Annotated in this window: 21 protein-coding genes and 2 tRNA genes; 7 read left to right on the top strand and 16 right to left on the bottom strand. The window is 60.9% G+C overall.

The window, feature by feature from the left end; all coding sequences use genetic code 11:
• Positions 1–306 precede the first annotated feature (306 nt).
• The 6 genes from panB (at position 307) to PMM47T1_RS23645 (ending at position 8,975) form a co-directional block, all read left to right on the top strand.
• On the top strand, positions 307–1,107 hold the full coding sequence (panB, locus tag PMM47T1_RS23620) for a 3-methyl-2-oxobutanoate hydroxymethyltransferase (RefSeq protein WP_008373819.1): 801 nt from the start codon (positions 307–309) through the stop codon (positions 1,105–1,107).
• Complete coding sequence (panC, locus tag PMM47T1_RS23625; protein WP_008373820.1) at positions 1,104–1,958, top strand: pantoate--beta-alanine ligase; 855 nt, start codon at positions 1,104–1,106, stop codon at positions 1,956–1,958. Before panB ends, panC begins: the two co-directional genes overlap by 4 nt.
• A gap of 254 nt (positions 1,959–2,212) precedes the next feature.
• On the top strand, positions 2,213–3,877 hold the full coding sequence (gene pgi, locus PMM47T1_RS23630) for a glucose-6-phosphate isomerase (RefSeq protein WP_008373821.1): 1,665 nt from the start codon (positions 2,213–2,215) through the stop codon (positions 3,875–3,877).
• A gap of 66 nt (positions 3,878–3,943) precedes the next feature.
• The gene (locus tag PMM47T1_RS23635; protein ID WP_008373822.1) at positions 3,944–4,813 is read left to right on the top strand and encodes an oxygenase MpaB family protein; all 870 of its coding nucleotides are present in this window, start codon (positions 3,944–3,946) and stop codon (positions 4,811–4,813) included.
• A 71-nt stretch (positions 4,814–4,884) separates the two neighbouring features.
• Positions 4,885–5,901 (top strand): class I SAM-dependent rRNA methyltransferase, encoded by a 1,017-nt coding sequence (locus PMM47T1_RS23640; RefSeq protein WP_008373823.1) that lies wholly within the window; start codon positions 4,885–4,887, stop codon positions 5,899–5,901.
• A gap of 128 nt (positions 5,902–6,029) precedes the next feature.
• Positions 6,030–8,975 carry a DUF748 domain-containing protein gene (locus PMM47T1_RS23645; protein WP_008373824.1) on the top strand — a complete coding sequence of 982 codons (2,946 nt, stop codon included), beginning with the start codon at positions 6,030–6,032 and terminating at the stop codon, positions 8,973–8,975.
• 112 nt (positions 8,976–9,087) lie between these two features.
• Here the strand turns inward: PMM47T1_RS23645 and PMM47T1_RS23650 are convergent, their stop codons facing one another.
• The 16 genes from PMM47T1_RS23650 to rlmE all read right to left on the bottom strand — a co-directional run bounded on the left by PMM47T1_RS23650 (position 9,088) and on the right by rlmE (position 25,027).
• Positions 9,088–9,420, bottom strand: coding sequence for a BON domain-containing protein (locus PMM47T1_RS23650; protein WP_008373825.1), 333 nt, complete (start codon positions 9,418–9,420; stop codon positions 9,088–9,090).
• A gap of 299 nt (positions 9,421–9,719) precedes the next feature.
• Complete coding sequence (gene pnp / locus PMM47T1_RS23655; RefSeq protein ID WP_008373826.1) at positions 9,720–11,825, bottom strand: polyribonucleotide nucleotidyltransferase; 2,106 nt, start codon at positions 11,823–11,825, stop codon at positions 9,720–9,722.
• 256 nt (positions 11,826–12,081) lie between these two features.
• Complete coding sequence (rpsO, locus tag PMM47T1_RS23660; protein ID WP_008373827.1) at positions 12,082–12,351, bottom strand: 30S ribosomal protein S15; 270 nt, start codon at positions 12,349–12,351, stop codon at positions 12,082–12,084.
• A 115-nt stretch (positions 12,352–12,466) separates the two neighbouring features.
• The gene (gene truB, locus PMM47T1_RS23665) at positions 12,467–13,384 is read right to left on the bottom strand and encodes a tRNA pseudouridine(55) synthase TruB (protein ID WP_008373828.1); all 918 of its coding nucleotides are present in this window, start codon (positions 13,382–13,384) and stop codon (positions 12,467–12,469) included.
• Positions 13,385–13,387: 3 nt separating this feature from the next.
• A complete protein-coding gene (rbfA, locus tag PMM47T1_RS23670) occupies positions 13,388–13,789 on the bottom strand; it encodes a 30S ribosome-binding factor RbfA (RefSeq protein WP_008373830.1) in 402 nt (133 codons plus the stop codon).
• 109 nt (positions 13,790–13,898) lie between these two features.
• Positions 13,899–16,409 carry a translation initiation factor IF-2 gene (gene infB, locus PMM47T1_RS23675; protein ID WP_008373832.1) on the bottom strand — a complete coding sequence of 837 codons (2,511 nt, stop codon included), beginning with the start codon at positions 16,407–16,409 and terminating at the stop codon, positions 13,899–13,901.
• A 27-nt stretch (positions 16,410–16,436) separates the two neighbouring features.
• The gene (gene nusA, locus PMM47T1_RS23680; protein ID WP_008373833.1) at positions 16,437–17,918 is read right to left on the bottom strand and encodes a transcription termination factor NusA; all 1,482 of its coding nucleotides are present in this window, start codon (positions 17,916–17,918) and stop codon (positions 16,437–16,439) included.
• Between the two features lie 59 nt (positions 17,919–17,977).
• Positions 17,978–18,436, bottom strand: coding sequence for a ribosome maturation factor RimP (gene rimP, locus PMM47T1_RS23685; RefSeq protein ID WP_008373834.1), 459 nt, complete (start codon positions 18,434–18,436; stop codon positions 17,978–17,980).
• 131 nt (positions 18,437–18,567) lie between these two features.
• Positions 18,568–18,644 (bottom strand) — tRNA-Met (locus tag PMM47T1_RS23690).
• Positions 18,645–18,742: 98 nt separating this feature from the next.
• A tRNA-Leu gene (locus PMM47T1_RS23695) sits at positions 18,743–18,828 on the bottom strand.
• 21 nt (positions 18,829–18,849) lie between these two features.
• Positions 18,850–19,233, bottom strand: coding sequence for a preprotein translocase subunit SecG (gene secG, locus PMM47T1_RS23700; RefSeq protein WP_008373835.1), 384 nt, complete (start codon positions 19,231–19,233; stop codon positions 18,850–18,852).
• 4 nt (positions 19,234–19,237) lie between these two features.
• Positions 19,238–19,993 (bottom strand): triose-phosphate isomerase, encoded by a 756-nt coding sequence (gene tpiA / locus PMM47T1_RS23705; RefSeq protein ID WP_008373836.1) that lies wholly within the window; start codon positions 19,991–19,993, stop codon positions 19,238–19,240.
• Positions 19,994–20,058: 65 nt separating this feature from the next.
• A complete protein-coding gene (gene glmM, locus PMM47T1_RS23710; protein WP_008373837.1) occupies positions 20,059–21,399 on the bottom strand; it encodes a phosphoglucosamine mutase in 1,341 nt (446 codons plus the stop codon).
• Positions 21,400–21,415: 16 nt separating this feature from the next.
• Positions 21,416–22,267, bottom strand: coding sequence for a dihydropteroate synthase (folP, locus tag PMM47T1_RS23715; RefSeq protein WP_008373838.1), 852 nt, complete (start codon positions 22,265–22,267; stop codon positions 21,416–21,418).
• 8 nt (positions 22,268–22,275) lie between these two features.
• Positions 22,276–24,183: an ATP-dependent zinc metalloprotease FtsH gene (gene ftsH / locus PMM47T1_RS23720; RefSeq protein WP_008373839.1), complete on the bottom strand. Its 1,908-nt coding sequence runs from the start codon at positions 24,181–24,183 to the stop codon at positions 22,276–22,278.
• Positions 24,184–24,403: 220 nt separating this feature from the next.
• Positions 24,404–25,027, bottom strand: a complete 624-nt coding sequence (gene rlmE, locus PMM47T1_RS23725; RefSeq protein WP_008373840.1) for a 23S rRNA (uridine(2552)-2'-O)-methyltransferase RlmE — start codon at positions 25,025–25,027, stop codon at positions 24,404–24,406.
• Between the two features lie 101 nt (positions 25,028–25,128).
• On the opposite strand from rlmE, the gene yhbY reads away from it, so the two are divergent.
• Entirely contained in the window at positions 25,129–25,437 is a 309-nt protein-coding gene (gene yhbY / locus PMM47T1_RS23730) for a ribosome assembly RNA-binding protein YhbY (protein ID WP_008373841.1), read from the top strand.
• Position 25,438: the final 1 nt, after the last annotated feature.

The following is a 25,438-nucleotide window of genomic DNA, read 5'->3' on the forward strand; positions in this document are numbered from 1 at the left end:
TCGATCTGATGAACGACCCACACCTCAAGGCGAACACCGGGTAGCCACGACCCAATTGCGCCACGCCGCCCCAGACAATCACCCCGGTAACACACAATCCCTCCACCCAGTAACACACCCGTAACACATCCAATTGACTTCCCGCCCCCTCCTCACGACTATAGGCATCCCGTTGCTCACTAACGCAGCAAAACGGCGCGGAGCGGCCCTTTGAGGGTCGTTTCCAAAACATCACGGTAGATGATGTTGTGTTTGATCCGCTTACTGATAGCAGTATTCACGGCGCCTGAATGAGGACTCCTTTAAATGCCAGACATTACCTTGACCACCCTGCAGAGCCTGAAGCTTGCGGGTGAGAAAATCGCCATGCTGACCTGCTATGACGCGACCTTCGCCAAGGCAGCGTGCCAGGCAGGCGTGGAAATCCTGCTGGTTGGCGACTCGCTGGGCATGGTCCTGCAGGGCCACGACAGCACCCTGCCGGTGACCAATGCTGACATGGCCTACCACGTGGCCAGCGTCAAGCGCGGTAACGAAGGCGCGCTGATCCTGGCCGACCTGCCTTTCATGGCCTGCGCCACCCTTGAGCAGACGCTCGCCAACAGCGCCCAGCTGATGCAGGCCGGCGCCCACATGGTCAAGGTTGAAGGCGCGGCCTGGCTGGCCGACTCCATTCGCATGCTGGCCGAGCGCGGCGTACCGGTGTGCGTGCACATGGGCCTGACCCCGCAGACCGTCAACGTGCTGGGCGGCTATAAAGTGCAGGGCCGCAACGAGGCACAAGCGCGCCAGATGCGTGCCGACGCCATTGCCCTGGAACAGGCCGGCGCGGCCATGATCCTGCTGGAGTGCGTGCCCAGCGAGCTGGCCAGCGAAATCACCCAGGCGGTGAAGGTACCGGTCATCGGCATCGGTGCCGGCGCCGCCGTGGATGGCCAGGTGCTGGTGCTGCACGACATGCTGGGCCTGTCCCTGACCGGCCGCGTGCCCAAGTTCGTGAAGAACTTCATGGCCGGCCAGCCAGACATCCAGAGTGCGTTGCGCGCATACGTCAGCGCCGTCAAAGAAGTCAGCTTCCCCGGTACCGAACACGGATTTAATGCATGAACACCGTAAAAACCGTCAAAGAGCTGCGGGCCGCCGTGGCCCGTGCGCGCAGCGAAGGCAAGCGCATCGGCTTCGTGCCTACCATGGGCAACCTGCACAGCGGCCACGCCGCCCTGGTGGCCAAGGCCGCCCAGCGCGTCGACTTCGTGGTGGCGAGCATTTTCGTCAACCCGCTACAGTTCGGCCCCAGCGAAGACCTGGACAAATATCCGCGCACCCTCGCCGCCGACCAGGAAAAACTGGTCCAGGCCGGCTGCCACCTGCTGTTCGCCCCTGGCGTTGACGAGATGTACCCCGACGGCATGGGCGTGCAGACCCGCGTCAGCGTCCCGCACCTGTCCGAAGGCCTGTGCGGCGCTAGCCGCCCCGGCCATTTCGAAGGCGTGGCCACGGTGGTCAGCAAGATGTTCAACATGGTGCAGCCGGACCTGGCCGTGTTCGGCCAGAAGGACTACCAGCAACTGGCGGTGATCCGCGCCCTGGTGCGTGACCTGAACATGCCGGTGCAGATCATTGGCGAACCTACCGTACGCGCTGAAGACGGCCTGGCGCTGTCGTCGCGCAACGGCTACCTCACCACAGAGCAGCGCGCCGCGGCGCCCGCCCTGTACCGCTCGATGCAGCAAGTGGCCAAGGCCATCGAAGGCGGCGAGCGCGATTACCCCCGCCTGCTGGCCGAAGCCTGCGAGCAGATCACGGCGGCCGGTTTCAAGACTGACTACTTCGAGATCCGCCACGGCATCAACCTGCACCCGGCCACGCCCGAGGACCGTGATGTGGTGATCATCGCCGCCGCTTACATCGGCAGCACCCGCCTGATCGACAACCTGCACCTGAACCTCGACGCTTGACTGCTATTGTGCAATGGCCGGTGCTGATAAAAAGTACCGGACAGATGCCAGCCAGCCGTTTACTGTGGACACCTGTGTAGGAGCGGGCCATGCCCGCGAAGGATACACTGCGTAGTGTCAGGTAAAACGCGGTGAGGCTTTCGCGGACACGGTCCGCTCCACAAGCGTCCGCGTCAGGCCTGATGAAGTTTTATGCAACCGACCGGACCGCCCCTGTGTCCAAAGGCTGTTCAAGTACAAGGAAACCCGCAGCGATGGCGTATTACCGTACCCCCCATGACGTTACCGCTCTGCCTGCCTGGCATGCGCTCTCCCAGCACCGCCAGGCCATGCAGGACTTCAGTATGCGCGAAGCCTTCGCGGCCGACCCGCAGCGTTTTCACCAATTTTCCTTGAGTGGTTGTGGCCTGTTCCTCGACTACTCGAAAAACCTGATCACCACCCAAACCCGCGACCTGCTGGTCAAGTTGGCCGCTGAAGTGGACCTGCAGGGCGCCATCAAGTCGATGTTCGCCGGCGAGCTGCTCAACGCCTCCGAAGGCCGCCCGGCGCTGCACACCGCGCTGCGCCGCCCGGTGGGCGACAAGCTCAATGTCAACGGCACCAACATCATGCCTGAAGTGCATAAGGTGCTGAACCAGATCACCGAGCTGGTCACCCGCATCCACGACGGACTGTGGCGTGGCTATACCGAGAAACCGATCACCGACGTGGTGAACATCGGCATCGGTGGCTCGTTCCTGGGCCCGGAACTGGTGTCCGAAGCCCTGCTGCCCTACGCCCAGAAAGGCGTGCGCTGCCACTACCTGGCAAACATCGACGGCAGCGAGTTCCACGAGCTGACCACCAAGCTGCGCGCCGAAACCACACTGTTCATCGTCTCGTCCAAATCGTTCAGCACCCTGGAAACCCTGAAGAACGCCCAGGCCGCCCGTGCCTGGTACCTGGCCCAGGGTGGTTCGGAAGCTGAACTGCACCGGCACTTCATCGCCGTGTCCAGCAACAACGCCGCGGCCGTGGCCTTCGGTATCCGTGAAGAGAACATCTTCCCGATGTGGGACTGGGTAGGCGGCCGTTATTCGCTGTGGTCGGCCATTGGCCTGCCCATCGCCCTGGCCATCGGCACCGCTAACTTCAAGGAGTTGCTGTCCGGCGCCTACACCATGGACCAGCACTTCCAGACCGCGCCGTTCGAACAGAACATGCCGGTACTGCTGGCGCTGCTGGGCGTGTGGTATGGCAATTTCTGGGGCTCGCAAGCCCACGCGATCCTGCCGTACGACCACTACCTGCGCAACATCACCAAGCACTTGCAGCAGCTGGACATGGAGTCCAACGGCAAGAGCGTGCGCCAGGACGGCACGCCGGTGTCCACCGATACCGGCCCGGTCATCTGGGGCGGCGTGGGGTGCAACGGTCAACACGCCTACCACCAGTTGTTGCACCAGGGCACCCAACTGATCCCGGCCGATTTCATCGTGCCGGTGGTGAGCTTCAACCCGGTGGCCGACCACCACCAGTGGCTGTTTGCCAACTGCCTGTCGCAAAGCCAGGCGCTGATGCTGGGCAAGACCCGCGCCGAGGCCGAGGCCGAGCTGCGTGACAAGGGCATGGACGAAGCCGCCATCCAGAAGCTGGCGCCGCACAAGGTGATCCCGGGCAACCGCCCGAGCAACACCCTGGTGGTGGAACGCATCAGCCCTCGCCGCCTGGGCGCCCTGGTGGCCATGTACGAGCACAAGGTGTTCGTGCAGAGCGTGCTGTGGGGTATCAACGCCTTCGACCAATGGGGCGTGGAGCTGGGCAAGGAACTGGGCAAGGGCGTATACCAGCGCCTCACCGGCGGCATCGAAGAGCCTGCCGAGGACGCCTCCACCCAGGGCCTGATCAATTACTTCCGCGGCCGTCACCGCGGTTGATTGAAGCCTGAAAAAATCCCCTCGCCGAGGGGATTTTTTTTGCCCGAGTCAGTTACCCTCTCGCCCATGGAATTCATTCGTCGTCGCATCGAAAAACAAGTACTGAGCCTGACCGGCCTGTCGCTGGGCCAGCTGGACCTGGAGAACCCCAAGGGCGACCCGGGCCTGTTCGGGCCCCAGGCCGTATGCTGGCAAGTGCACGGTGACTTCACCAGCATGCTGGTGGGCGGCATCAGTGCGTTGATGCTGCAAGCCTTGCACCCGCTGGCACTGGCCGGGGTGTGGGACCACTCCAATTTCCGCACCGACATGCTCGGCCGCCTGCGCCGCACCGGGCAGTTCATTTCCGGCACTACGTTCGGCGCCACCCGGGATGCCGATTGGCTGATCGACAAGGTGCGCAACATCCACGGACACATCAGCGGCCACGCCGAAGACGGCCGGCCCTATGCGGCCAGCAACCCCCACTTGCTGACCTGGGTGCATGTGGCCGAGGTCAGCCATTTCCTGGCCGCGCACCTGCGCTACCGCAACCCTCACCTGTCGGGCGCCGACCAGGACCGTTACTACGCGGAAATTGCGCTGGTGGCCGAACGCCTGGGCGCGCGCGATGTGCCCAGGTCGCGCATGGAAGTCGCCGATTACCTGCAGGGCATTCGGCCGCAGTTGGTGTGCGACCACCGCAGTCGCGAAGTAATACGCCTGTTGATGAACGCGCCCGCCCCAAGCCGCCTGGCCAAGCCGTTTGGTGCGTTGATGATGCAGGCCGGTGTCGATCTGCTGCCCGATTGGGCCAGTGCCATGCTCGAACTGCAGCAGAGCGATCTCAAGCGCCGCCTGGTACGCACCGGCATCAACGGCACCGCGCCGATCCTGCGCTGGGCCGTACGCGATGGTTCAGTGCACCGCGCCAAACGCCGCATGGGCATTCCCTGATGTGTGGGAGCTGGCTTGCCAGCTCCCACACAATGCTAAACTACGCGCCCCCTTTCAACGGCGTACAGCGCATGTCCACTGTGAACAAGGCGCTGCGCGCCGCTCTCGATTCCCGCAAACCCCTGCTGGCCGAACTGCACGCCCAGGGCACTGATTGCTACCGCCTGTTCCATGGCAGCCAGGAAGGCGCCGGCGGCCTCACCGTGGACCGCTACGGCCCGCAATTGATGGTGCAAAGCTTTCACCAGTCGCTGGAAGCCCCGGACCTGCTGGCCATCCACGAAGCGGTCAATGCCGAACTGGGCCTGGAACTGCTGTTGGTCTACAACGACCGCTCCAAGGGCAACTCGCGCATTGACCGCCAAGGCAGCGTTCACCAGCCCGAAGAGGCGGCCCTGGTTGACTTGGTGGGCCACGAATGGGGCCTGAACTACCGTGTGCGGGGCCGCCATGCCGGCCAGGACCCGTTGCTGTTCCTCGACTTGCGCAACGCACGCGGCTGGGTCAAGGCCAATAGCCAGGGCAAAAGCGTGCTGAACCTGTTCGCCTACACCTGCGGCGTGGGGCTCAGCGCTGCGGCCGGCGGTGCGCGGGACGTCTGTAACCTGGACTTCGCCGAGGGCAACCTGGCGGTAGGCAAGGAAAACGGCGCGCTGAACCCGCAACTGGTGCCCATGAGCTTTGTGCAATCGGACTACTTCCCCGCCATCCGCCAGCTGGCCGGCCTGCCCATCAGCCAGCGTCGCGGGCAAAAACTGCCCAGCTACCCACGCCTGGAGCAACGCCAGTACGACCTGGTGTTCCTGGACCCACCTGCGTGGGCCAAGAGTGCTTTCGGCACCGTGGACCTGCTGCGCGACTATCAAAGCCTGCTCAAGCCTGCACTGCTGGCCACGGCCGATGACGGCGTGCTGATTTGCTGCAACAACCTGGCGAAGGTGGCCTTCGACGACTGGCGTGAACAGGTGCTGCGCTGCGCCGAGAAGGCCGGGCGGCCTGTGCGCGACTGGCAGGTCATCACCCCGGCAGCGGATTTTCCTTCCACTGACGGCCAGCCACCGCTGAAAACCCTGGTATTGCAGCTCTGAAACGGCGTAATCCCTCCGGGCGTACGTAACATTTCAGAAAACTCCTACACACATTACGGACAAGTCTTCGGAACCAGATAGGCGTGCCATACTCCAAGCACTCCTATTCGAGACAGTAGACGCCGCACATGCCCAAAGGATTGATCCGCGCCCTCGGCGCCTTGCTGACCGTGATCGCGCTTTACAGCCTGCTGGGCTTCCTGATTCTGCCGGGCATCGGGCTGCGCGTGGCTAACCAGCAACTGGCCAAGTACTCCAGCCTGCCCGCGCACCTGGAGCGCCTGGAATTCAACCCTTTTAGCCTTGAACTGACCCTGTGGGGCCTGCACATCGGTGAGCCCGGGATCGAGCAGGTAGGCTTCGAGCGCTTGTACGCTAATGTGCAGGTCGACAGCCTGTGGACCAAGGCCCTGCACCTGGACGCCATCGAGCTGGACAAGCCGCGCACCGAGTTGCAGTTCAACAAGGACGGTACCCTCAACCTGACCCAACTGTTCAAACTGCCGCCCAGCGAGCCGGCCAAGGCCGACGAACCACCGAGCAAGCCTTTCCCCGTGCGCATCGGCAGCCTCAAGCTGAGTGAAGGTTACCTGCACTTCAAGGACCTGCGCCCCAGCGAGCCTATCGAGTTCCTGTACAACTCGATGAACCTGGAACTGAATAACCTGAGCACCCTGCCCGACGACAACGCCGACATGACCCTGGTGGCCGTAGGCCCCAATGGTGGCCAGGTGGACTGGAAGGGCCGCATCAGCCTGGTGCCGATCACCTCCCAGGGTTCGCTTAAGGTTACCGACGGGCAAATGAAGGTGTGGTGGCCCTATGTGCGCGATGCCCTGCCACTGGCCTTGCAGGAAGGCGTGCTCAACCTCAGCACCGACTATTCGCTGGACCTGTCTAAAGAAACCGAGCTGAACCTGACCAACGCTTCGGTGAGCATCGCCCCGTTCGCCCTCAACGCCCCCGACGGCCGCCCGCTGGTCAAGCTCGACCGCCTGGATGTGAGTGACACTAGCGTGGACCTGGCCAAACAGCTGGTCACCATAGGCAAGATCCGCAGCAGCAAACTGGAAACCTGGGCTGCCCGCGAAGCCGACGGCCAACTGGACTGGCAAAAGCTGTTTGCCAGCCAGAAGACTGCGCCCGCTGCGCCACAGGAAAAGTCCGCGCCCGCCACGGCTGACGCCAAACCGTCGACCCAGCCGGTCCCCGCCGCGCCCAGCAAGCCCTGGCAGGTGCTGCTCAAGGACGTTCAACTGCGCGACTACCAAGTGCACCTGGCCGACCGCATGCAGAAAGAGCCGGTAGCGATCGATGTGGGGCCGCTTAACCTCGACCTGCAGAACTTCGACAGCCTGAACAAGTCGCCCTTCACCCTCAAGCTCGACACCGGCCTGGGCAAACAGGGCAAGGTCAGCGCCAGTGGCGAGGTCAACCTGGCCCCGGTCACGGCCAACCTGAAGGTGCAAACCCAGAACATCGACCTGCGCGTGGCGCAGGCCTACATCAGCCCCTTCATTCGTCTGGAACTGCGCAGTGGGCAACTGGGCAGCGACCTGGCGGTGAACCTGAAAAACATCGACCCGCTGGCCCTGAGCATCAAAGGCCGCGCGCAAGTGGAGCAGTTGCAAACCCTGGACACGGTCAAGGGCCGCGACTTCGTCAAATGGCAGCAGTTGCAGCTCGACGGGCTGGACTATGAACATGGCAACAGCCTCACCATCGACAAGGTCACGCTGATGCAGCCCTACGCACGCTTCATGATCAACGAAGACCGCACCACCAGCGTCAATGACCTGTTGATACCCCAGGCGCAGAATGCCCAGGCCCAGGCCAACGCCAAGCCGGCTGCGGCCATCGCGAGCAAACCGCTGTTGATCCATGTAGGCGGCATCAGCATCAACGACGGCTCGGCGTTTTTTGCCGACTCCAGCCTGACGCCTAACTTCGCCACCAACATCCAGCAACTCAACGGCACCATCGGCACCATCGACAGCCAGCAGCAGAAGCCGGCCAAAGTGGACATCAAGGGCAAAGTCGACCGCTATGCGCCGGTGACCATCGAGGGCGCAGTGACGCCGTTCGACCCCATGGCCAGCCTGGATATCGACACACGCTTCAACCGTCTGGAACTGACCACGCTGACGCCCTACTCCGGCAAGTTCGCCGGGTACCGCATCCGCAAGGGCCGGATGAACCTGCAACTGCACTATGTCATCACCAAGGGCCAGCTCAAGGCCGAGAACAAAGTGCTGGTGGACCAGTTGGAACTGGGGGAAAAGGTCGACAGCCCGGACGCCGTCAGCCTGCCGGTGAAGCTGGCCATCGCCCTGCTCAAGGACGTGAACGGTCAGATCAACATTGAACTGCCCATCACCGGCGACCTCAACAACCCGCAGTTCAGCGTGATGCCCATTGTCTGGCAGACCTTGCGCAACCTGGTGGTCAAGGCCGTGGCTGCGCCGTTCAAGCTGCTGGGCGGGTTGGTCAGTGGTGGTGACCAGGCGGACCTGAGCAATATAGCCTTCGCGCCGGGCTCCAGCGAGCTGAGCGCCAGTGCCCAGGCCAACCTGGTGAAACTGGCGGCCGCCCTCAAGGCACGCCCGGGCCTGCACCTGGAAGTGGAAGGCGGTGCCGCCGCCAGCAGCGATGGCCCGCTGGTGGGCCAGCAGCGGCTTGAGCGTGAATACCAAAACACCTACTTCAAGGTCCTGCAGCGGCGCGGCGACAAAGTGCCAGCCCAGGCTTCCCTGCTGACCGTGCCTGAGGATGAGAAAGCGCCGATGCTACCGGCTATCTACCGCACCCGCCTGAACCAGGCGCCGCCAGCCGAGTGGGCCCAGTTGGAGAAACAACAGCGCGAGACCCACCTGCGTGACGCCGTGGTCAAGTCCTGGGGCAATGACGAGCAGCTGTTGCGCACCCTGGGCCAGGCACGCTCGGCCAGCATCAAGGCGTTCCTGGTAGACAAGGGGCAGTTGCCGGATGAGAAGGTGTTCTTGATCGATACCATCATTGGCGATGCGCAGAAGGACGGCACGGTGGTCACCAATCTGCACCTGGAGGCCGACTGAGCCTGCGCGTTACGCGCGGCTACACCTTCAGATTCAGATTCGGGAACAAAAAAGCCCCGGCACAGGGCCGGGGCTTTGAGTGGGCACATCCTGTGCCCTTCGCATGAATCTGTTACTGGGTTTCCAGCGCGTCAGCAGACACCGATTTGACGTGCTTGGTTTTCTTGGCGATGTTGACCGCGGTGGTTTTCTGCGCCGAGGTCAGGGTAACGCCGGCTTTCGAAGCCAGGGTAACCACACCTTGGTTGGTTTCGACGGTGATGTCGCTACCTGGAATGCCTTTCTCGGTCAGCAGGTTGGCTTTGACCTTGGTGGTGATCCAGGTGTCGGAACCGGCTTGTTCGGTTTTCGATGCGGTTTCACTGGCAGTGGCCGCGAACGCGAAGTTGCCCATGGCCAGGGTCAGAGCGGTAGCAGTAGCGGCAGCAATAGCGAACTTTTTCATACGAGTCACTCCTGTTTTTCGAGAAGTCTGCGCCAAGGGTAGGACCTGGCTGCAGGGTTAGCTATACCGTTGCAGGGGCTGTGCCAACCTTGTAATTAAATAAAATCCTTTTAAATCAATAAGTTAAAAAAACAGCGATTTTCGTCAATCGTGCATCTTGCATGCTGGCTGCCAAAACCGCGTGCAAGTTGCATGTCCGCTAAATAACTGGCTAAAGAGTATTTGCAGCCGGCTCCCACAACGTCGCGTCATGCCCATAAAAAAAGGGCCCCGAAGGGCCCTTTTTCACAACCGGCTAGTTAAACGCCGGAAGCCTTTGCCGCAGCGACGTCCTTGATGGACAGCTTGATACGGCCGCGGTTGTCCACGTCCAGTACCAGTACTTCAACTTCCTGGCCTTCTTTCAGGATGTCGGTCACTTTCTCTACGCGAGCATCGCTCAGCATCGAGATGTGCACCAGGCCGTCCTTGCCAGGCAGGATGTTGACGAAGGCGCCGAAGTCGACGATGCGCTCAACCTTGCCCACGTAGATCTTGCCGATCTCGGCTTCGGCAGTGATCGACAGCACGCGCTGCTTGGCAGCCTCGGCCGCGTCCTTGGTTTCGCCGAAGATCTTGATCGAACCGTCGTCTTCGATGTCGATCGAAGCCTTGGTTTCTTCACAGATGGCACGGATGGTGGCGCCGCCTTTACCGATGACGTCACGGATCTTGTCGGTGTCGATCTTCATGGCGATCATGGTCGGAGCATTTTCCGACAGTTCGCTACGGGACTGACCAATGATCTGGTTCATCTGGCCGAGGATGTTCAGGCGCGCTTCCAGGGCCTGGCCCAGGGCGATTTCCATGATCTCTTCGGTGATGCCGTTGATCTTGATGTCCATCTGCAGAGCGGTAACGCCCTTGGCAGTACCGGCCACTTTGAAGTCCATGTCGCCAAGGTGGTCTTCGTCACCCAGGATGTCGGTCAGGATGGCGAACTTCTCGCCTTCTTTAACCAGGCCCATGGCGATACCGGCCACTGGCGCCTTCATCGGAACACCGGCGTCCATCAGTGCCAGGGAAGCACCGCAAACCGAAGCCATGGAGCTGGAACCGTTGGACTCGGTGATTTCCGAAACAACGCGGATGGTGTACGGGAACACGTCAGCGGCAGGCAGCATGGCCTGGACCGAACGACGAGCCAGACGGCCGTGACCGATTTCGCGGCGGCCAGCACCGCCCATGCGACCACACTCGCCCACCGAGAACGGAGGGAAGTTGTAGTGCAGCATGAAGGGGTCTTTCTTCTCGCCTTCCAGGGTGTCGAGCAGCTGTGCGTCACGGGCAGTACCCAGGGTTGCAACAACCAGGGCCTGGGTTTCGCCACGGGTGAACAGGGCCGAACCGTGAGTCTTTGGCAGTACGCCGACTTCGATGTTCAGCGGGCGCACGGTCTTGGTGTCGCGGCCGTCGATACGTGGCTTGCCGTTGACGATGTTTTCGCGAACGGTGCGGTATTCGATTTCGCCGAAAGCAGCTTTCACTTCGCTGGCGGAAGGCTGGCCTTCTTCACCGGACAGCTTGGCCACAACCTGATCCTTCAGCTCGCCCAGGCGCGCGTAACGGTCGGCCTTGACGGTGATAGTGTAGGCGTCGGAGATGGCAGCACCGAATTCTGCGCGGATAGCACCCAGCAGTTCGGTAGCTTCGGCTTGTGGGGCCCAGGCCCAGGTAGGCTTGGCAGCTTCGGCGGCCAGTTCTTTGACAGCCTTGATAACCGACTGGAATTCGTCGTGGGCGAACAGTACGGCGCCCAGCATCTGGTCTTCGGTCAGCTCTTTGGCTTCGGATTCAACCATCAGCACGGCGTCGGACGTACCGGCAACAACCATGTCCAGGCTCGAAGCAGCCAGTTGCTCGTAAGTCGGGTTCAGCAGGTAGCCGGTGCTTTCGTGGAAAGCAACGCGCGCAGCGCCGATCGGGCCTTCGAAAGGAATGCCGGAGATGGCCAGGGCAGCCGAGGTACCGATCATCGCAGCGATGTCCGGATCGGTCTTCTTGCTGGTGGAAACCACGGTGCAGACAACCTGCACTTCGTTCATGAAACCTTCTGGGAACAGCGGACGGATCGGACGGTCGATCAGGCGCGAGGTCAGGGTTTCTTTCTCGGAAGGACGGCCTTCACGCTTGAAGAAACCACCAGGGATCTTGCCGGCGGCGTAGGTCTTTTCCTGGTAGTGCACGGACAGGGGGAAGAAGCCCTTGCCTGGATCAGCTTGCTTGGCACCTACAACAGTCACCAGCACGGTCACGTCGTTGTCGACGGTCACCAGCACGGCGCCGGAGGCTTGACGGGCAATACGGCCAGTCTCGAGGGTTACGGTCGATTGACCGAACTGGAACTTCTTGATTACCGGGTTCACGGTTTCCTACCTTCTTCAGTTTGCTCTGGGGGAACTGGTTTCTTGCGAAATTCTTGGGCAGCAAGGGGAATCGGCCCCTTTTTGGCAGTCCAGATAAAACTTGAGGCTGGAAGCCTGCCCTGCATCAGCGCCTAGGCGCCGATACAGAACAGCCAACCAACCTCATTGATACGCACGGCGTGTTCGTCAGCTCCGGCGCCAGGCGCCGGACTCGACGGAGGCAACACGCCGCGCACACCACAAGCCCGGGCCGCTATTAGCGACGCAGACCCAGACGGCCGATCAGGGCAGCGTAACGAGTGGTGTCTTTGCCCTTCAGGTAGTCCAGCAGCTTACGACGCTGGTTAACCATACGGATCAGGCCACGACGCGAGTGGTGGTCTTTACCGTTGGCCTTGAAGTGGCCTTGCAGCTTGTTGATGTTGGCGGTCAGCAGTGCAACCTGCACTTCTGGCGAACCGGTGTCGCCAGCGGCTTGCTGAAATTCACCAACGATCTTTGCTTTTTCTTCAACGTTAAGTGCCATGAGGGCATCTCCATTACTAAGGAACCCGAAAAAACGGCTTCCAACAGGCCGAGGACAAATCCTCGTATTTAAAAGTGAGGGATAACCGTGCCTGTTAACAGCCACCCTCGTTCGGTCATTCTGACCGAATCAATCGACGCGGCGCGATGCGCCCGTCTTCGCTCACTTCACCGATACCGATGAAGCGACCATTGTGATCCTGCACCCGTACCATACCGAATTTCGGTGCGTCCGGGGCTCTTACCGGTTGTCCGTGCAGCCAGTAGAACGCACTGTGCTCGGAGAACTGCAACAGGGGCCAATCCAGCAGGCCGCTGTCCGAAGGCATGAGGAACTGGTCCACCGCCTCGTTGCCGCCCTCGGCATGCACACGCTCGAGTTCCTCGAGGGTGACCGTCTGGGCCAGCGTGAAGGGGCCAGCGTGGGTGCGACGCAGTTCTGCGACGTAGGCACCACAACCCAATTGCTCACCGATGTCCTCGACCAGGGTGCGAATGTAGGTGCCTTTCGAGCAACCTACCGACAGCCGTGCACGAGTGTCATCAAAGGCCAGCAATTCCAACCGGTCAATAGTAACAGAACGCGCCTCGCGCTCCACTACTTCCCCTGCACGAGCAAGCTTGTAAAGGGGCTGGCCATCACGCTTGAGCGCTGAGTACATCGGCGGTATCTGACTGATTTGACCACGAAATTGTGGCAAGACAGCGTCGATATCGTCGCGACAAACGGTTACATCTCGAGTAACCAGCACTTCACCCTCGGCATCGGCCGTGGTGGTGGTCTGGCCCATCTGCATGACTGTCTCGTAACCCTTGTCGGAATCGAGCAGGTACTGCGAGAACTTGGTGGCCTCGCCGAAGCACAACGGCAGCACGCCGGTGGCCAAGGGGTCGAGGCTACCGGTGTGGCCGGCCTTTTCGGCATTGAGCAGCCAGCGGACCTTCTGCAGGGCGGCGTTGGAAGTGAACCCCAACGGTTTGTCCAGCAGGATGATACCGCTGACGTTACGACGGATACGCTTGACCTGAGCCACCGCTTACTCCTCGGTGCCTGGTTTGCTGTCGTCAACCGGGTGCTGGCTGTCTTCGGCCACGGCACGTTCGATCAGCGCGGACAGCTGGGCGCCGCGGGTCACGCTTTCGTCGTAATGGAAGTGCAGTTGCGGCACGCTGCGCAGCTTCATTTCCTTGCCCAGGTGCACGCGCAGGAAGCCTGCGGCGGAGTTCAGCACCTTGATGGTCTGCTTGATGTCTTCGGCGCTGTCCTGGCCCATGACGGTGATGAACACCTTGGCATGGCCCACGTCGCGGCTGACGTCAACGGCAGTGATGGTCACCAGCCCAACGCGCGGGTCCTTGACTTCGCGACGGATCAGTTGCGCCAGCTCGCGTTGCATCTGGTCGCCGATGCGCTGGGTACGGCTGTATTCTTTTGCCATGAATTCTTACCTGTAACTGAAGCGGCAAACGCCCGGCCAGGCGAGAGCCGGACCGGGCGTTGCGTTTAGAGTGGCAGGGCGAACCCTGCGCACTCCTCTAGCTCGCGTATTAGAGCGTACGAGCCACTTGGACCTTCTCGAAGACTTCGATCTTGTCGCCGACCTTGACGTCGTTGTAGCTCTTCACGCCGATACCGCATTCCATGCCGGCACGGACTTCCGAGGCGTCGTCCTTGAAGCGACGCAGCGATTCCAGCTCGCCCTCGAAGATAACGATGTCTTCGCGCAGTACACGGATTGGACGGTTCCGGTAAACGGTACCTTCCACAACCATGCAACCTGCGATGGCACCAAACTTCGGCGAACGGAACACGTCGCGCACTTCGGCGATGCCCAGGATGTTCTCGCGAACGTCGCTGCCGAGCATGCCGGTCAGGGCTTTCTTGACGTCTTCAATGATGTCGTAGATCACGTTGTAGTAACGCATATCCAGACCTTCCTGCTCGACGATCTTGCGCGCGCCGGCATCGGCACGCACGTTGAAGCCGAACAGTACTGCATTGGAGGCCAGTGCCAGGTTGGCGTCGGATTCGGTGATACCACCGACACCGCCACCGACCACGCGCACTTGCACTTCGTCGTTGCCCAGGCCATTCAGAGCGCCCTGCAAAGCTTCCAGCGAACCACGGACGTCGGATTTGAGGACGATGTTGAGCGTCTTCTTCTCTTCCTGGCCCATGTTTTCGAAGATGTTTTCCAGCTTGCCGGCGTGAGCACGGGCCAGCTTGACTTCGCGGAACTTGCCTTGACGGAACAGAGCCACTTCACGGGCTTTCTTCTCGTCGGCAACCACGCTCATCTCGTCGCCAGCGTCCGGAGTACCGTCCAGGCCCAGGATCTCGACCGGAATGGCCGGACCTGCTTCCTTGATCGGCTTGCCGTTCTCGTCGAGCATGGCACGTACGCGGCCGTAGTTCGAACCGACCAGCACCATGTCGCCTTGGCGCAGGGTACCGTCTTGAACCAGTACGGTGGCGACCGGGCCGCGGCCCTTGTCCAGACGCGATTCGACCACAACACCACGGCCAGGGGCCGAAGGGGTTGCCTTCAGTTCCAGAACCTCGGCTTGCAGCAGGACAGCTTCCAGCAGATCGTCGACGCCAGTACCCATCTTCGCCGAGACCAAAACGAACGGCGTCTCGCCGCCCCATTCTTCGGAGGTCACGCCGTGTACCGACAGCTCGCTGCGGATACGGTCCAGGTCTGCACCCGGCTTGTCGATCTTGTTCACCGCTACAACCAACGGAACGCCAGCAGCCGTAGCGTGCTGAACGGCTTCAATGGTCTGAGGCATCACGCCGTCGTCGGCTGCAACCACCAAGATCACGATGTCGGTAGCCTTGGCACCACGGGCACGCATGGCGGTAAACGCAGCGTGACCAGGGGTGTCGAGGAACGTCACCATGCCACGGTCGGTTTCAACGTGGTACGCACCGATGTGCTGGGTGATGCCGCCGGCTTCGCCCGCAGCTACCTTGGCACGACGGATATAGTCGAGCAGCGAGGTCTTGCCGTGGTCAACGTGGCCCATGACGGTCACGACTGGAGCACGGGAGAACGCTTCACCTTCAAACTTCAGCGATTCGGCCAGGGAGTCTTCCAGGGCGGTGTCGCTGACCAGGGTCACCTTGTGGCCCAGTTCTTCAGCAACCAGCTGGGCAGTTTCCTGGTCCAGTACCTGGTTGATGGTGGCCGGGGTACCCAGCTTGAACATGAACTTGATGACTTCGGCAGCTTTCACCGACATCTGCGCGGCCAGGTCACCCACGGTGATGGTCTCGCCGATCTGCACGTCACGAATCACAGGGCCGGTTGGGCTCTGGAAGCCGTGAGCATTGCGCTTCTTCAGTTTACCCTTGCCACGACCGCCACGACGGAAGCCATCGCTTTCCTCGTCGGTGGTGCGTGGGGCGGCACGTGGAGTCGGCGCCTTTTCCTTTTCCTTGACCGAAGCGCGATGCGGCGCGTTCTTGCGGTCGCCATCGTTGCGACGGGCGTCTTCGTTGCGCGGCTTGTCCGGGCGACGAGGCTCTTCTTTCTTGCGGTCGGCAACCGGCGCAGGTGCTACGGCACCCAGGTCGATGTCAGCCGGAGCAGCAGGTGCGGCCGCGGCAGGTCCCGGGGCACCAGCCGATGCAGGTGCGGACGGACGACGTGCTTCTTCTTCGGCACGTTGACGGACAGCTTCCTGTTCGGCTTTCTGACGCGCAGCGTTTTCAGCTGCACGGCGCTCGTCCTGCTCGCGCTTCTGCTCGGCCTGGATTTCTTCCGGGCTGCGCTGCACGAATACTTTCTTCTTGCGTACTTCTACGCTGATGCTCTTGCTGCCAGCCACACGCAGGGTGCTGGTGGTCTTGCGCTGCAAGGTAATCTTGCGCGGTTCTTCCGCTTTAGCCTTGTGGCTGCTTTTCAAATGAGCCAGCAGAGCCTGCTTCTCATTATCGGTCACAACTTGTCCGGCGTCGGTGTGCGGCAGACCTGCCTCACGCATCTGCTGTAACAGGCGCTCTACCGGTGCGGCGACCTCTGTGGCCAGTTCTTTCACCGTGACTTGCGTCATGCACTTCTCTCCTCAGGCCGCGCCTACTTACTCGAACCAGTGGGCTCGGGCGGCCATGATCAACTTGCCGGCACGATCTTCGTCAATGCCGTCGATGTCGAGCAGATCATCAATAGACTGCTCGGCCAGGTCTTCGCGGGTAATCACGCCGCGCACCGCCAGTTCCATCGCCAAATCCTTGTCCATACCCTCAAGCGAGAGCAGGTCTTCGGCCGGATGGGCGTCTGCCAGCTTTTCCTCTGTAGCGATGGCTTTGGTCAACAGTCGATCCTTGGCCCGAGCGCGAAGCTCGTTGACGATCTCCTCGTCAAAGCCGTCGATGTTGAGCATTTCTTCCAACGGTACGTAGGCAATCTCTTCCAGGCTTGTAAAACCTTCATCAACCAGCACCTGAGCCAGCTCTTCATCGACTTCCAGCTCGTCGATGAAGTTGCGCAGGATGTCGCCAGTCTCTGCCTGTTGTTTGGCCTGGATGTCCGATTCGGTCATCACGTTCAGTGTCCAGCCAGTCAATTGGCTGGCCAGACGCACGTTCTGACCACCACGACCAATGGCCTGAGCCAGATTGTCAGCGCCAACGGCGATGTCCATTGCATGGGCATCTTCGTCGACAATGATCGCCGCCACTTCAGCTGGGGACATCGCGTTGATCACGAACTGCGCGGGATTGTCATCCCACAGGACGATATCCACACGCTCACCGCCCAATTCACCCGATACCGCCTGGACGCGCGAACCGCGCATACCAATGCAGGCACCTTGTGGGTCGATGCGTTTGTCCTTGGAGCGGACCGCAATCTTGGCACGCGAACCCGGGTCACGGGACGCAGCCATCACTTCGATCAGGCCTTCGGCAATTTCCGGCACTTCGATGCGGAACAGTTCGATCAGCATTTCCGGCGCAGTACGCGACAGGATCAGCTGAGGACCGCGGTTCTCGGTGCGGATTTCCTTGAGCAGTGCACGCAGGCGCACACCCACTCGGAAAGTTTCGCGAGAAATGATGTCCTCGCGGGCCAGCAGGGCTTCGGCGTTGTTGCCAAGGTCAACGATGACATTGTCACGGGTAACCTTTTTAACCGTACCGGAGATGATCTCGCCCAGACGTTCGCGATAGGCGTCAACCACTTGGGCGCGCTCGGCTTCACGAACTTTTTGAACGATCACCTGCTTGGCAGTCTGTGCGGCAATGCGACCGAATTCGATCGACTCGATTTTCTCTTCGATCACGTCGCCGGCAACGGCGCCCGGCTTCTTGGCCTGGGCCTGGTCGACAGCCAGCTCGATCGCCGGGTCGTCCAGGTCTTCATCCTCGACCACTGCCCAGCGACGGAAAGTTTCATAGGCACCGGTGTGGCGGTTGATTTCCACACGCAGGTCCACTTCATCTTCGAAGCGCTTCTTGGTAGCGGTAGCCAGAGCAATCTCCAGCGCTTCAAATATTACGCCGGCCGGTACACCCTTTTCGTTGGATACCGACTCAACAACCAGCAGTACTTCTTTGCTCATCGTACGCCTCGCCTTTCGCAAGCCATCGGATCCGCGGGATCCGCAGTATCTGGCACGTCTCAGTCAAAACTGGGAATAATGTTGGCCTTGTCGATCATATCGATCGGCAGCAGGAACTCATGGTCATCAACCTGCACCACGACGTCCTGCTCCTCCACCCCGCGGAGAAGGCCCTGAAAGTTGCGACGCCCTTCGAAGGGAGAGCGCAGCCTGATCTTCACTTGATCCCCGGCATACTTGGCGAACTGTTCGATGGTGAACAGCGGGCGTTCCATGCCAGGAGAGGAAACTTCAAGGGTGTACTCGGCCGCAATAGGATCTTCTACATCGAGAATCCCGCTGACCTGGCGACTGACAATGGCGCAGTCGTCCACCAGCACACCGCCTTCTTTATCGATATAAATGCGCAACATTGAGTGGCGGCCTTGAGCCGAAAACTCGATACCCCAGCATTCATAGCCTAGGGCCACGACCACCGGGGCCAGCAAGGCCTGCAACTGTTCTAGCTTGCTCGACACCTGAACCCCCTCGTGCATGCTTATGCAAATAAAAAATGGGCGAAGCGCCCATCCCTGAAACGCCGTTGAATACCGGCGCTATGATCTTTTCAGCTAACAAAAAGCCCCTGTAAAAGGGGCTCCAGTAAAACTGGTTGCGGGAGCTGGATTTGAACCAACGACCTTCGGGTTATGAGCCCGACGAGCTACCAGACTGCTCCATCCCGCGACAAAGCTGGGGCAAAAGTATACGACCGATACCCTTTTGGGTCAATCACACACTTCCACCGACAAGAAAGCCCGCAGTTGCGGGCTCTCCTGAACAAATGGTACCGAGAAGGGGACTCGAACCCCTACACCCTATGGGCACAACCACCTCAAGGTTGCGTGTCTACCAATTCCACCACCTCGGCAATACTACGTTTGAAACCCTTTTACTTTTGCTCTTGAGCTGGAGGTACGTCAGTGGCATTCACGTCAGTCTTTTGCTCTTGAAGCACCGGAACATCATCTGTTGCCGGCTTCTGCTTTGGCGCTTCAACGGCGGCCGGAGCGGGTAACCCTACTTGAGTCAGCTGGTGAGCTTTCTCTTTAGCAAAGTATCCTAACCCCAAGCTGGTTATGAAGAAACCTGCGGCAAGTATAGCAGTAAACTTACTAAGAAAGGTAGAGGAACCTTGGCTTCCGAACACAGTATTTGAAGCACCTGCCCCGAAAGACGCACCAGCGTCCGCACCTTTACCCTGCTGCAGCAAAACCAGGGCAACTACACCCAGGGCAGCCAGCAGATGAAACACGACTACGACTGTTTCCAGCATCTTCTCAGTTTCCCGCGGCGCGACAGATCGCACCGAACTCATCTGCATTCAAGGAGGCTCCACCAATGAGCCCCCCATCGATATCCGGCATGCCGAACAGTTCAGCCGCATTGGCCGCCTTCACGCTGCCGCCGTATAGAAGCCGCACACCTTGCGCGACTTCAGAATTCTCTACTGCAAGTTGTGCGCGAATGGCTGCGTGCACATCTTGCGCCTGCTCTGGCGTTGCCGTCAGACCAGTGCCGATGGCCCATACAGGCTCATAAGCGATCACCGCCTTGGCGAAGGCACCAATGCCCAAGGCATCGATGACACTGCTCAGCTGGCGCCCTACCACCTCCAGGGTCTTGCCGGCTTCGCGCTCCGCCAGTGTCTCGCCGATGCAGAGCACCGGAATCAAGCCACCGGCCTGAGCCGCCTCGAACTTGCGAACCAGCAACTCTTCCTGCTCGCCGATGATCTGGCGGCGCTCGGAGTGACCGATCAGTACAAGCTTGCAACCGGCATCAGCCAACTGAGTCGACGACACTTCGCCGGTCAGGGCACCTTGCCCGGTTTGCGCTGCGCAGTTCTGCGCACCCACTTCAATCGATGCGCCTTGCAAGCCGTCGATCACTCGCTCGACATGCAGGCTGGGCGGAAACACCGCCACATCAACACCGCCAGGCAGGGCCTCATTTGCAAGACCCTTGAGCAGCTCAGCGACGCTGGCGCGGGTACCGTGCATTTTCCAGTTACCAGCTACCATAGGGCGACGCATGCTGTACCTCGTCGGTCAAAGTGGGCGCAGATGTTACCCAACGAAGCGACTACTGGCAAGCCGTATCAGGCGCAAACTTCACTGACGACATTCGCGAGCTCTTCGGCATAGCCGCGCACCGCCTTTTCGTCCTCGCCTTCAACCATTACCCGCACCAGTGGCTCAGTGCCGGATTTGCGCAGCAGCACGCGGCCGCGGCCGGCCATGGCCTCGGTAACGCGCTCGCAGGCCAGCTTCACCGACGGGTGCTCGATGGGGTCTACATCGCCACCGGCGAAGCGTACGTTGACCAGTACCTGCGGGCACTTGCGCAGCCCGTGACGGGCATGGGCCAGGCTTTCGTCGCGACGCTTGAGGGCCAGCAGCACTTGCAGCGCGGCAATGATGGCATCACCGGTGGTGGTGTGCTGGCAGCACACGATGTGCCCCGACGCCTCGCCGCCCAACTGCCATTCACGCTCCTTGAGCTCGGCCATCACGTAGCGGTCACCGACGTTGGCGCGGGTAAAGGGTATGGACAGCTCTTCCAGGGCCAGCTCAAGGCCCAGGTTGCTCATCAGCGTACCCACCACGCCACCGTGCAGCTTGCCGCGCTCGTGCAGGTCTCGGGCGATGATGAACAGCAGTTCGTCGCCGTCGACGATGGCGCCGGTGTGGTCCACCATCAGCACGCGGTCGCCGTCACCATCAAAGGCAATGCCCAGGTCGGCATGGCCAATCAGCACCGCCGCCTGCAACGCCTCCATGTGGGTGGAACCACAGTTGTCGTTGATGTTCAGGCCGTCCGGCGCCGCCGACAGTACCGTGACATGGGCGCCCAGCTCGCGGAACACGTTGGGCGCGACCTTGTAGGTAGCACCGTGGGCGCAGTCGATCACCAGCTTCAGGCCGGCAAAGTCGGTACTGGTAGGCACACTGCTCTTGCAGAATTCGATGTAGCGACCGGCCGCGTCGTTGATACGCGACACCTTGCCCAGCTTGCTCGACTCGGCAACGGTCATTGGCGCGTCCATCAACTCCTCGATCATCAGTTCGATCTCGTCGGGCAGCTTGGTGCCCTGGCCCGAGAAAAACTTGATGCCGTTGTCGTCATGGGGGTTGTGCGAGGCACTGATGACAATGCCGGCTTCGGCATGGAAGGTACGGGTCAGGTAGGCGATGGCGGGCGTGGGCATGGGGCCCAGCAGCATCACATCGGCACCGGCGGCCGACAGGCCGGCTTCAAGCGCCGACTCGAACATGTAGCCGGAAATGCGCGTGTCCTTGCCCACCAGGACGCGGCAGGCGCCCATCTTGCGGAAGGCCATGCCTGCCGCCCAACCCAGCTTGAGCATGAAGTCGGGGGTAATAGGGTATTCCCCGACACGACCGCGAATACCGTCGGTGCCAAAATATTTTCTGCTCATGTGTGCTCCGTCATTCTTATTCAGCGGTTTCTACCGCTGTGATCATCCGTACGACATCGGCCGTTTCGGCCACATCGTGAACCCGAAGGATCCGTGCGCCCTTGAACATGGCCAGGGCCGCCAGCGCCAGGCTGCCGTAGAGGCGCTCGGAGACCGGGCGACCCAAGGCAAGGCCGACGATGCTCTTGCGCGACACGCCGACCAGCAGCGGGCGCCCAAGGGCCTCCAGGGCCTGCATATGCTTGAACAGGCTGAGATTGTGCTCATGGGTCTTGGCAAAGCCGAAACCGGGATCGAGGATGATGCGTTCGGCCGGGATACCGGCGGCGGCGCAGGCGCGCATGCGCTCGTGCAAAAAAACCGTCACTTCGCCGACCAGGTCGTTGTAGTGGGGATTGTCCTGCATGTCGCCCGGCTCGCCCAGCATGTGCATCAGGCACACCGGCAGGCCGGTGGCAGCCGCAGCGTCCAGAGCGCCGTCACGCTGCAGCGAACGTACGTCGTTGATCAGCCCGGCCCCTACCCGCGCGGTTTCGCGCATGACGGCGGGCGTGGAGGTGTCCACCGAGATGATGACGTCGATTTCACGGGCAATGGCTTCCACCACCGGCGCCACGCGCTCCAGCTCTTCGAGCGGAGAAACCACGCGGGCCCCGGGACGGGTGGATTCGCCGCCCACGTCGATCAGCGTCGCACCGGCCGCCACCATGGCTTCGGCATGGCGCAAGGCCACGTCGCGCTGGTTGAAACGACCACCGTCGGAGAAGGAATCAGGGGTGACGTTGAGGATACCCATGACATGGGTACGGCTTAAATCAAGAACCCGGTTGCCGCAAGGCAACCGGGTTGGGTACTGCTTTGAAGTCATGTCGGACCTTAGTGTTGAGCTGCGGGGCCGCCGATAGGGCTCTCGGGACGATCATCCCGCGGCACCGGAGTGCCGGTAGAACCCGAACCGCCCGACCAGTCGCGCGGCTCGCGCGGCGTGCGGCCAGCCATGATGTCGTCGATCTGATCGGCATCAATGGTCTCGTACTTCATCAAGGCGTCCGCCATGGCGTCCAGCTTGTCGCGGTTATCGGTGAGGATCTGCTTGGCCGTGCCGTAGCACTGGTCGATGATGCTGCGCACTTCCGAATCGATGGTCTGGGCGGTTTCGCCCGACACGTTGGAGTTCGAACCGCCGCCGCCACGGCCCAGGTAACCCTGGTCTTCGTCTTCGGCGTACAGCAGCGGGCCGAGCTTCTCGGACAGGCCCCATTTGGTCACCATGTTCCGTGCGATCTGGCTGGCACGCATGATGTCGTTGGAAGCACCGGTGGTGACACCGTCGAAGCCCAGGGTCATCTCCTCGGCGATACGGCCGCCGTACAGCGAGCAGATCTGGCTGATCAGCGCACGCTTGGACAGGCTGTAGCGGTCTTCCTCAGGGAGGAACATGGTCACACCCAGGGCGCGGCCACGGGGAATGATCGACACTTTGTACACCGGATCATGCTCGGGCACGATACGACCCACGATGGCGTGGCCCGCTTCGTGATACGCCGTGTTCTGCTTCTCTTTCTCGGACATGACCATGGTCTTGCGCTCGGCGCCCATCATGATCTTGTCTTTGGCCAGCTCGAACTCTTTCATCTCGACGATGCGCTTGCCATTGCGGGCGGCGAACAGCGACGCCTCGTTCACCAGGTTGGCAAGGTCCGCACCGGAGAAGCCAGGAGTACCACGGGCAATGACCGCAGGGTTGACGTCATCACCCAGTGGCGCCTTGCGCATGTGAACCTTGAGGATCTGCTCGCGACCGCGAATGTCTGGCAGGCCAACCACCACCTGGCGGTCGAAGCGGCCCGGACGCAGCAGCGCAGGGTCCAGCACGTCAGGACGGTTGGTGGCAGCGATGACGATGATGCCATCGTTCATTTCGAAGCCGTCCATCTCCACCAGCAACTGGTTGAGGGTCTGCTCGCGCTCGTCGTGACCGCCACCCATGCCGGCGCCACGATGGCGACCCACAGCGTCGATCTCGTCGATGAAGATGATGCACGGCGCGTGCTTCTTGGCCTGTTCGAACATGTCACGCACACGACTGGCGCCGACACCCACGAACATTTCCACGAAGTCGGAACCGGAAATGGTGAAGAACGGTACTTTCGCCTCGCCTGCGATGGCTTTGGCCAGCAGGGTCTTGCCGGTACCCGGTGGGCCAACCATCAGCACGCCACGGGGGATGCGGCCACCCAGGCGCTGGAACTTGCCCGGGTCGCGCAGGAACTCGACCAGCTCGCCCACTTCTTCCTTGGCCTCGTCGCAACCAGCGACGTCAGCCAGGGTGGTTTTCACCTGGTCTTCGGACAGCAGGCGCGCCTTGCTCTTGCCGAAGCTCATCGGCCCGCCCTTGCCGCCCGCACCGCCCTGCATCTGGCGCATGAAGAACATGAACACCGCGATGATCACCAGGATCGGGAAGCTGGCCACCAGCAACTGGGTCCAGATGCTCTGCTGTTCAGGCTGCTTGCCTTCGATGGCCACGTGGTTGTCCACGAGGTCGCCGATGAGGCCATTGTCGGTAATGTTCGGACGAATGGTCTTGAAGCTGTCGCCGTCATTGCGCTTGCCGGTGATGACCGCGCCGTCAACAGTGATCTTCTCGACCTTGCCATCCTTGACCTGCTGGATGAAGTCGGAATAGTTGAGGGTCTGAGGCTCATTGGGGCTGGAGAAGTTGTTCATTACCGTCACGAGGACTGCCGCAATGATCAACCACAGGATCAGATTCTTTGCCATATCGTTCAATTCGCTACCCTCTGAAGCCTGCTACCCGCAACCCGCGCAGGTGTGCTTCGCATGATAATCACCGGCTTAACTTACTACATAACCTGCCTGTCTGCAGGTGCCGTCTGTAACGCTTTGTGAAAACTAGACTAACACGATGTTCATCCCGGCCAGCCAAGGCACCCGATTGGAAAAAACTATCGGCTACCCCGGCCGGTGCCCGGCCCGCGCCTTACGCGCCCTTGTAACCACGCCCCAGCATGTACTGCTCGCGGGAGCGGTCGCGCGAAGAGTCCGGCTTGAGCATGATCACCTTGTCGAACTTCTTGCGGGCGTCCTTCAGGTACACGTCGAACCCTTCGCCCTGGAAGATCTTGATGACGAAGTCACCGCCGGGCTTGAGCACGCGCTCGGCCAGGTCCAGCGCCAGCTCGCACAGGAACATGGCCTTGGGCATGTCCACTTCGGGCGTACCACTCATATTGGGGGCCATATCCGAAATCACAAGGTCCACGTGCGAATTACCCACGGCCTCGAGAATCTGGGCCAGTACCGAATCCTCGGTAAAATCGCCCTGGATGAAGGTGACGTCGGGGATGCTGTCCATTTCCAGGATATCGGACGCGATCAGGCGACCCTGACCACCGATCAGACGACTGGTCACCTGCGACCATCCGCCTGGGGCGGCGCCCAGGTCGATCACGCTCATGCCCGGGCGGATCAAACGGTACTTTTCCTGAATTTCGAGCAATTTGTAGCTCGCACGCGAGCGGTATCCGTCCTTTTGCGCCATTTTGACGTACGGATCGTTGAAATGTTCTTTCAGCCAACCAAGGCTTGTCTTGGAACGCGCCATTGGGCACCTCGATAATAAGGGTCGTGATTAATTGGGCGGATCCACGGGCCCTCGGGTAAAATGGCCGCCATTTTTACAGATTTCAAACAAAGGGTCAGATTATGCCGCTCACTAACGAGCAGAAGAAACAGTACAAATCCATTGGCCACGATCTGAAACCAGTTCTGATTGTGGCAGGCAATGGCCTGACTGAAGGAGTTCTCGTCGAACTTGAGCGTGCGCTTGCCGATCACGAATTGATCAAAGTCGAGATTCGCTCGGAAGATCGCGAAGCACGTGCCGAAGCCATCGCCGGGTTGTGCAAGGCCGGCCGCGCCGAGCTGGTGCAGACCATCGGCAAGAAAGCACTGATTTATCGCCGTAACCCGCAGCCTAACAAGCAGCTGTCGAACATCCACCGTTACAAGTGAT

Origin of the sequence: Pseudomonas sp. M47T1 (genome assembly GCF_000263855.1) — a bacterium.
Taxonomy (GTDB): domain Bacteria; phylum Pseudomonadota; class Gammaproteobacteria; order Pseudomonadales; family Pseudomonadaceae; genus Aquipseudomonas.

Coding starts and splice junctions, on each gene's coding strand:
- rbfA (WP_008373830.1), bottom strand. CDS start 13,789: ATGGCAAAAGAATACAGCCGTACCCAGCGCATCGGCGACCAGATGCAA.
- secG (WP_008373835.1), bottom strand. CDS start 19,233: ATGCTGGAAACAGTCGTAGTCGTGTTTCATCTGCTGGCTGCCCTGGGT.
- nusA (WP_008373833.1), bottom strand. CDS start 17,918: ATGAGCAAAGAAGTACTGCTGGTTGTTGAGTCGGTATCCAACGAAAAG.
- glmM (WP_008373837.1), bottom strand. CDS start 21,399: ATGAGCAGAAAATATTTTGGCACCGACGGTATTCGCGGTCGTGTCGGG.
- pgi (WP_008373821.1), top strand. CDS start 2,213: ATGGCGTATTACCGTACCCCCCATGACGTTACCGCTCTGCCTGCCTGG.
- PMM47T1_RS23640 (WP_008373823.1), top strand. CDS start 4,885: ATGTCCACTGTGAACAAGGCGCTGCGCGCCGCTCTCGATTCCCGCAAA.
- rlmE (WP_008373840.1), bottom strand. CDS start 25,027: ATGGCGCGTTCCAAGACAAGCCTTGGTTGGCTGAAAGAACATTTCAAC.
- PMM47T1_RS23635 (WP_008373822.1), top strand. CDS start 3,944: ATGGAATTCATTCGTCGTCGCATCGAAAAACAAGTACTGAGCCTGACC.
- ftsH (WP_008373839.1), bottom strand. CDS start 24,183: ATGGCAAAGAATCTGATCCTGTGGTTGATCATTGCGGCAGTCCTCGTG.
- panB (WP_008373819.1), top strand. CDS start 307: ATGCCAGACATTACCTTGACCACCCTGCAGAGCCTGAAGCTTGCGGGT.
- yhbY (WP_008373841.1), top strand. CDS start 25,129: ATGCCGCTCACTAACGAGCAGAAGAAACAGTACAAATCCATTGGCCAC.
- PMM47T1_RS23645 (WP_008373824.1), top strand. CDS start 6,030: ATGCCCAAAGGATTGATCCGCGCCCTCGGCGCCTTGCTGACCGTGATC.
- infB (WP_008373832.1), bottom strand. CDS start 16,409: ATGACGCAAGTCACGGTGAAAGAACTGGCCACAGAGGTCGCCGCACCG.
- folP (WP_008373838.1), bottom strand. CDS start 22,267: ATGACTTCAAAGCAGTACCCAACCCGGTTGCCTTGCGGCAACCGGGTT.
- panC (WP_008373820.1), top strand. CDS start 1,104: ATGAACACCGTAAAAACCGTCAAAGAGCTGCGGGCCGCCGTGGCCCGT.
- tpiA (WP_008373836.1), bottom strand. CDS start 19,993: ATGCGTCGCCCTATGGTAGCTGGTAACTGGAAAATGCACGGTACCCGC.
- PMM47T1_RS23650 (WP_008373825.1), bottom strand. CDS start 9,420: ATGAAAAAGTTCGCTATTGCTGCCGCTACTGCTACCGCTCTGACCCTG.
- rpsO (WP_008373827.1), bottom strand. CDS start 12,351: ATGGCACTTAACGTTGAAGAAAAAGCAAAGATCGTTGGTGAATTTCAG.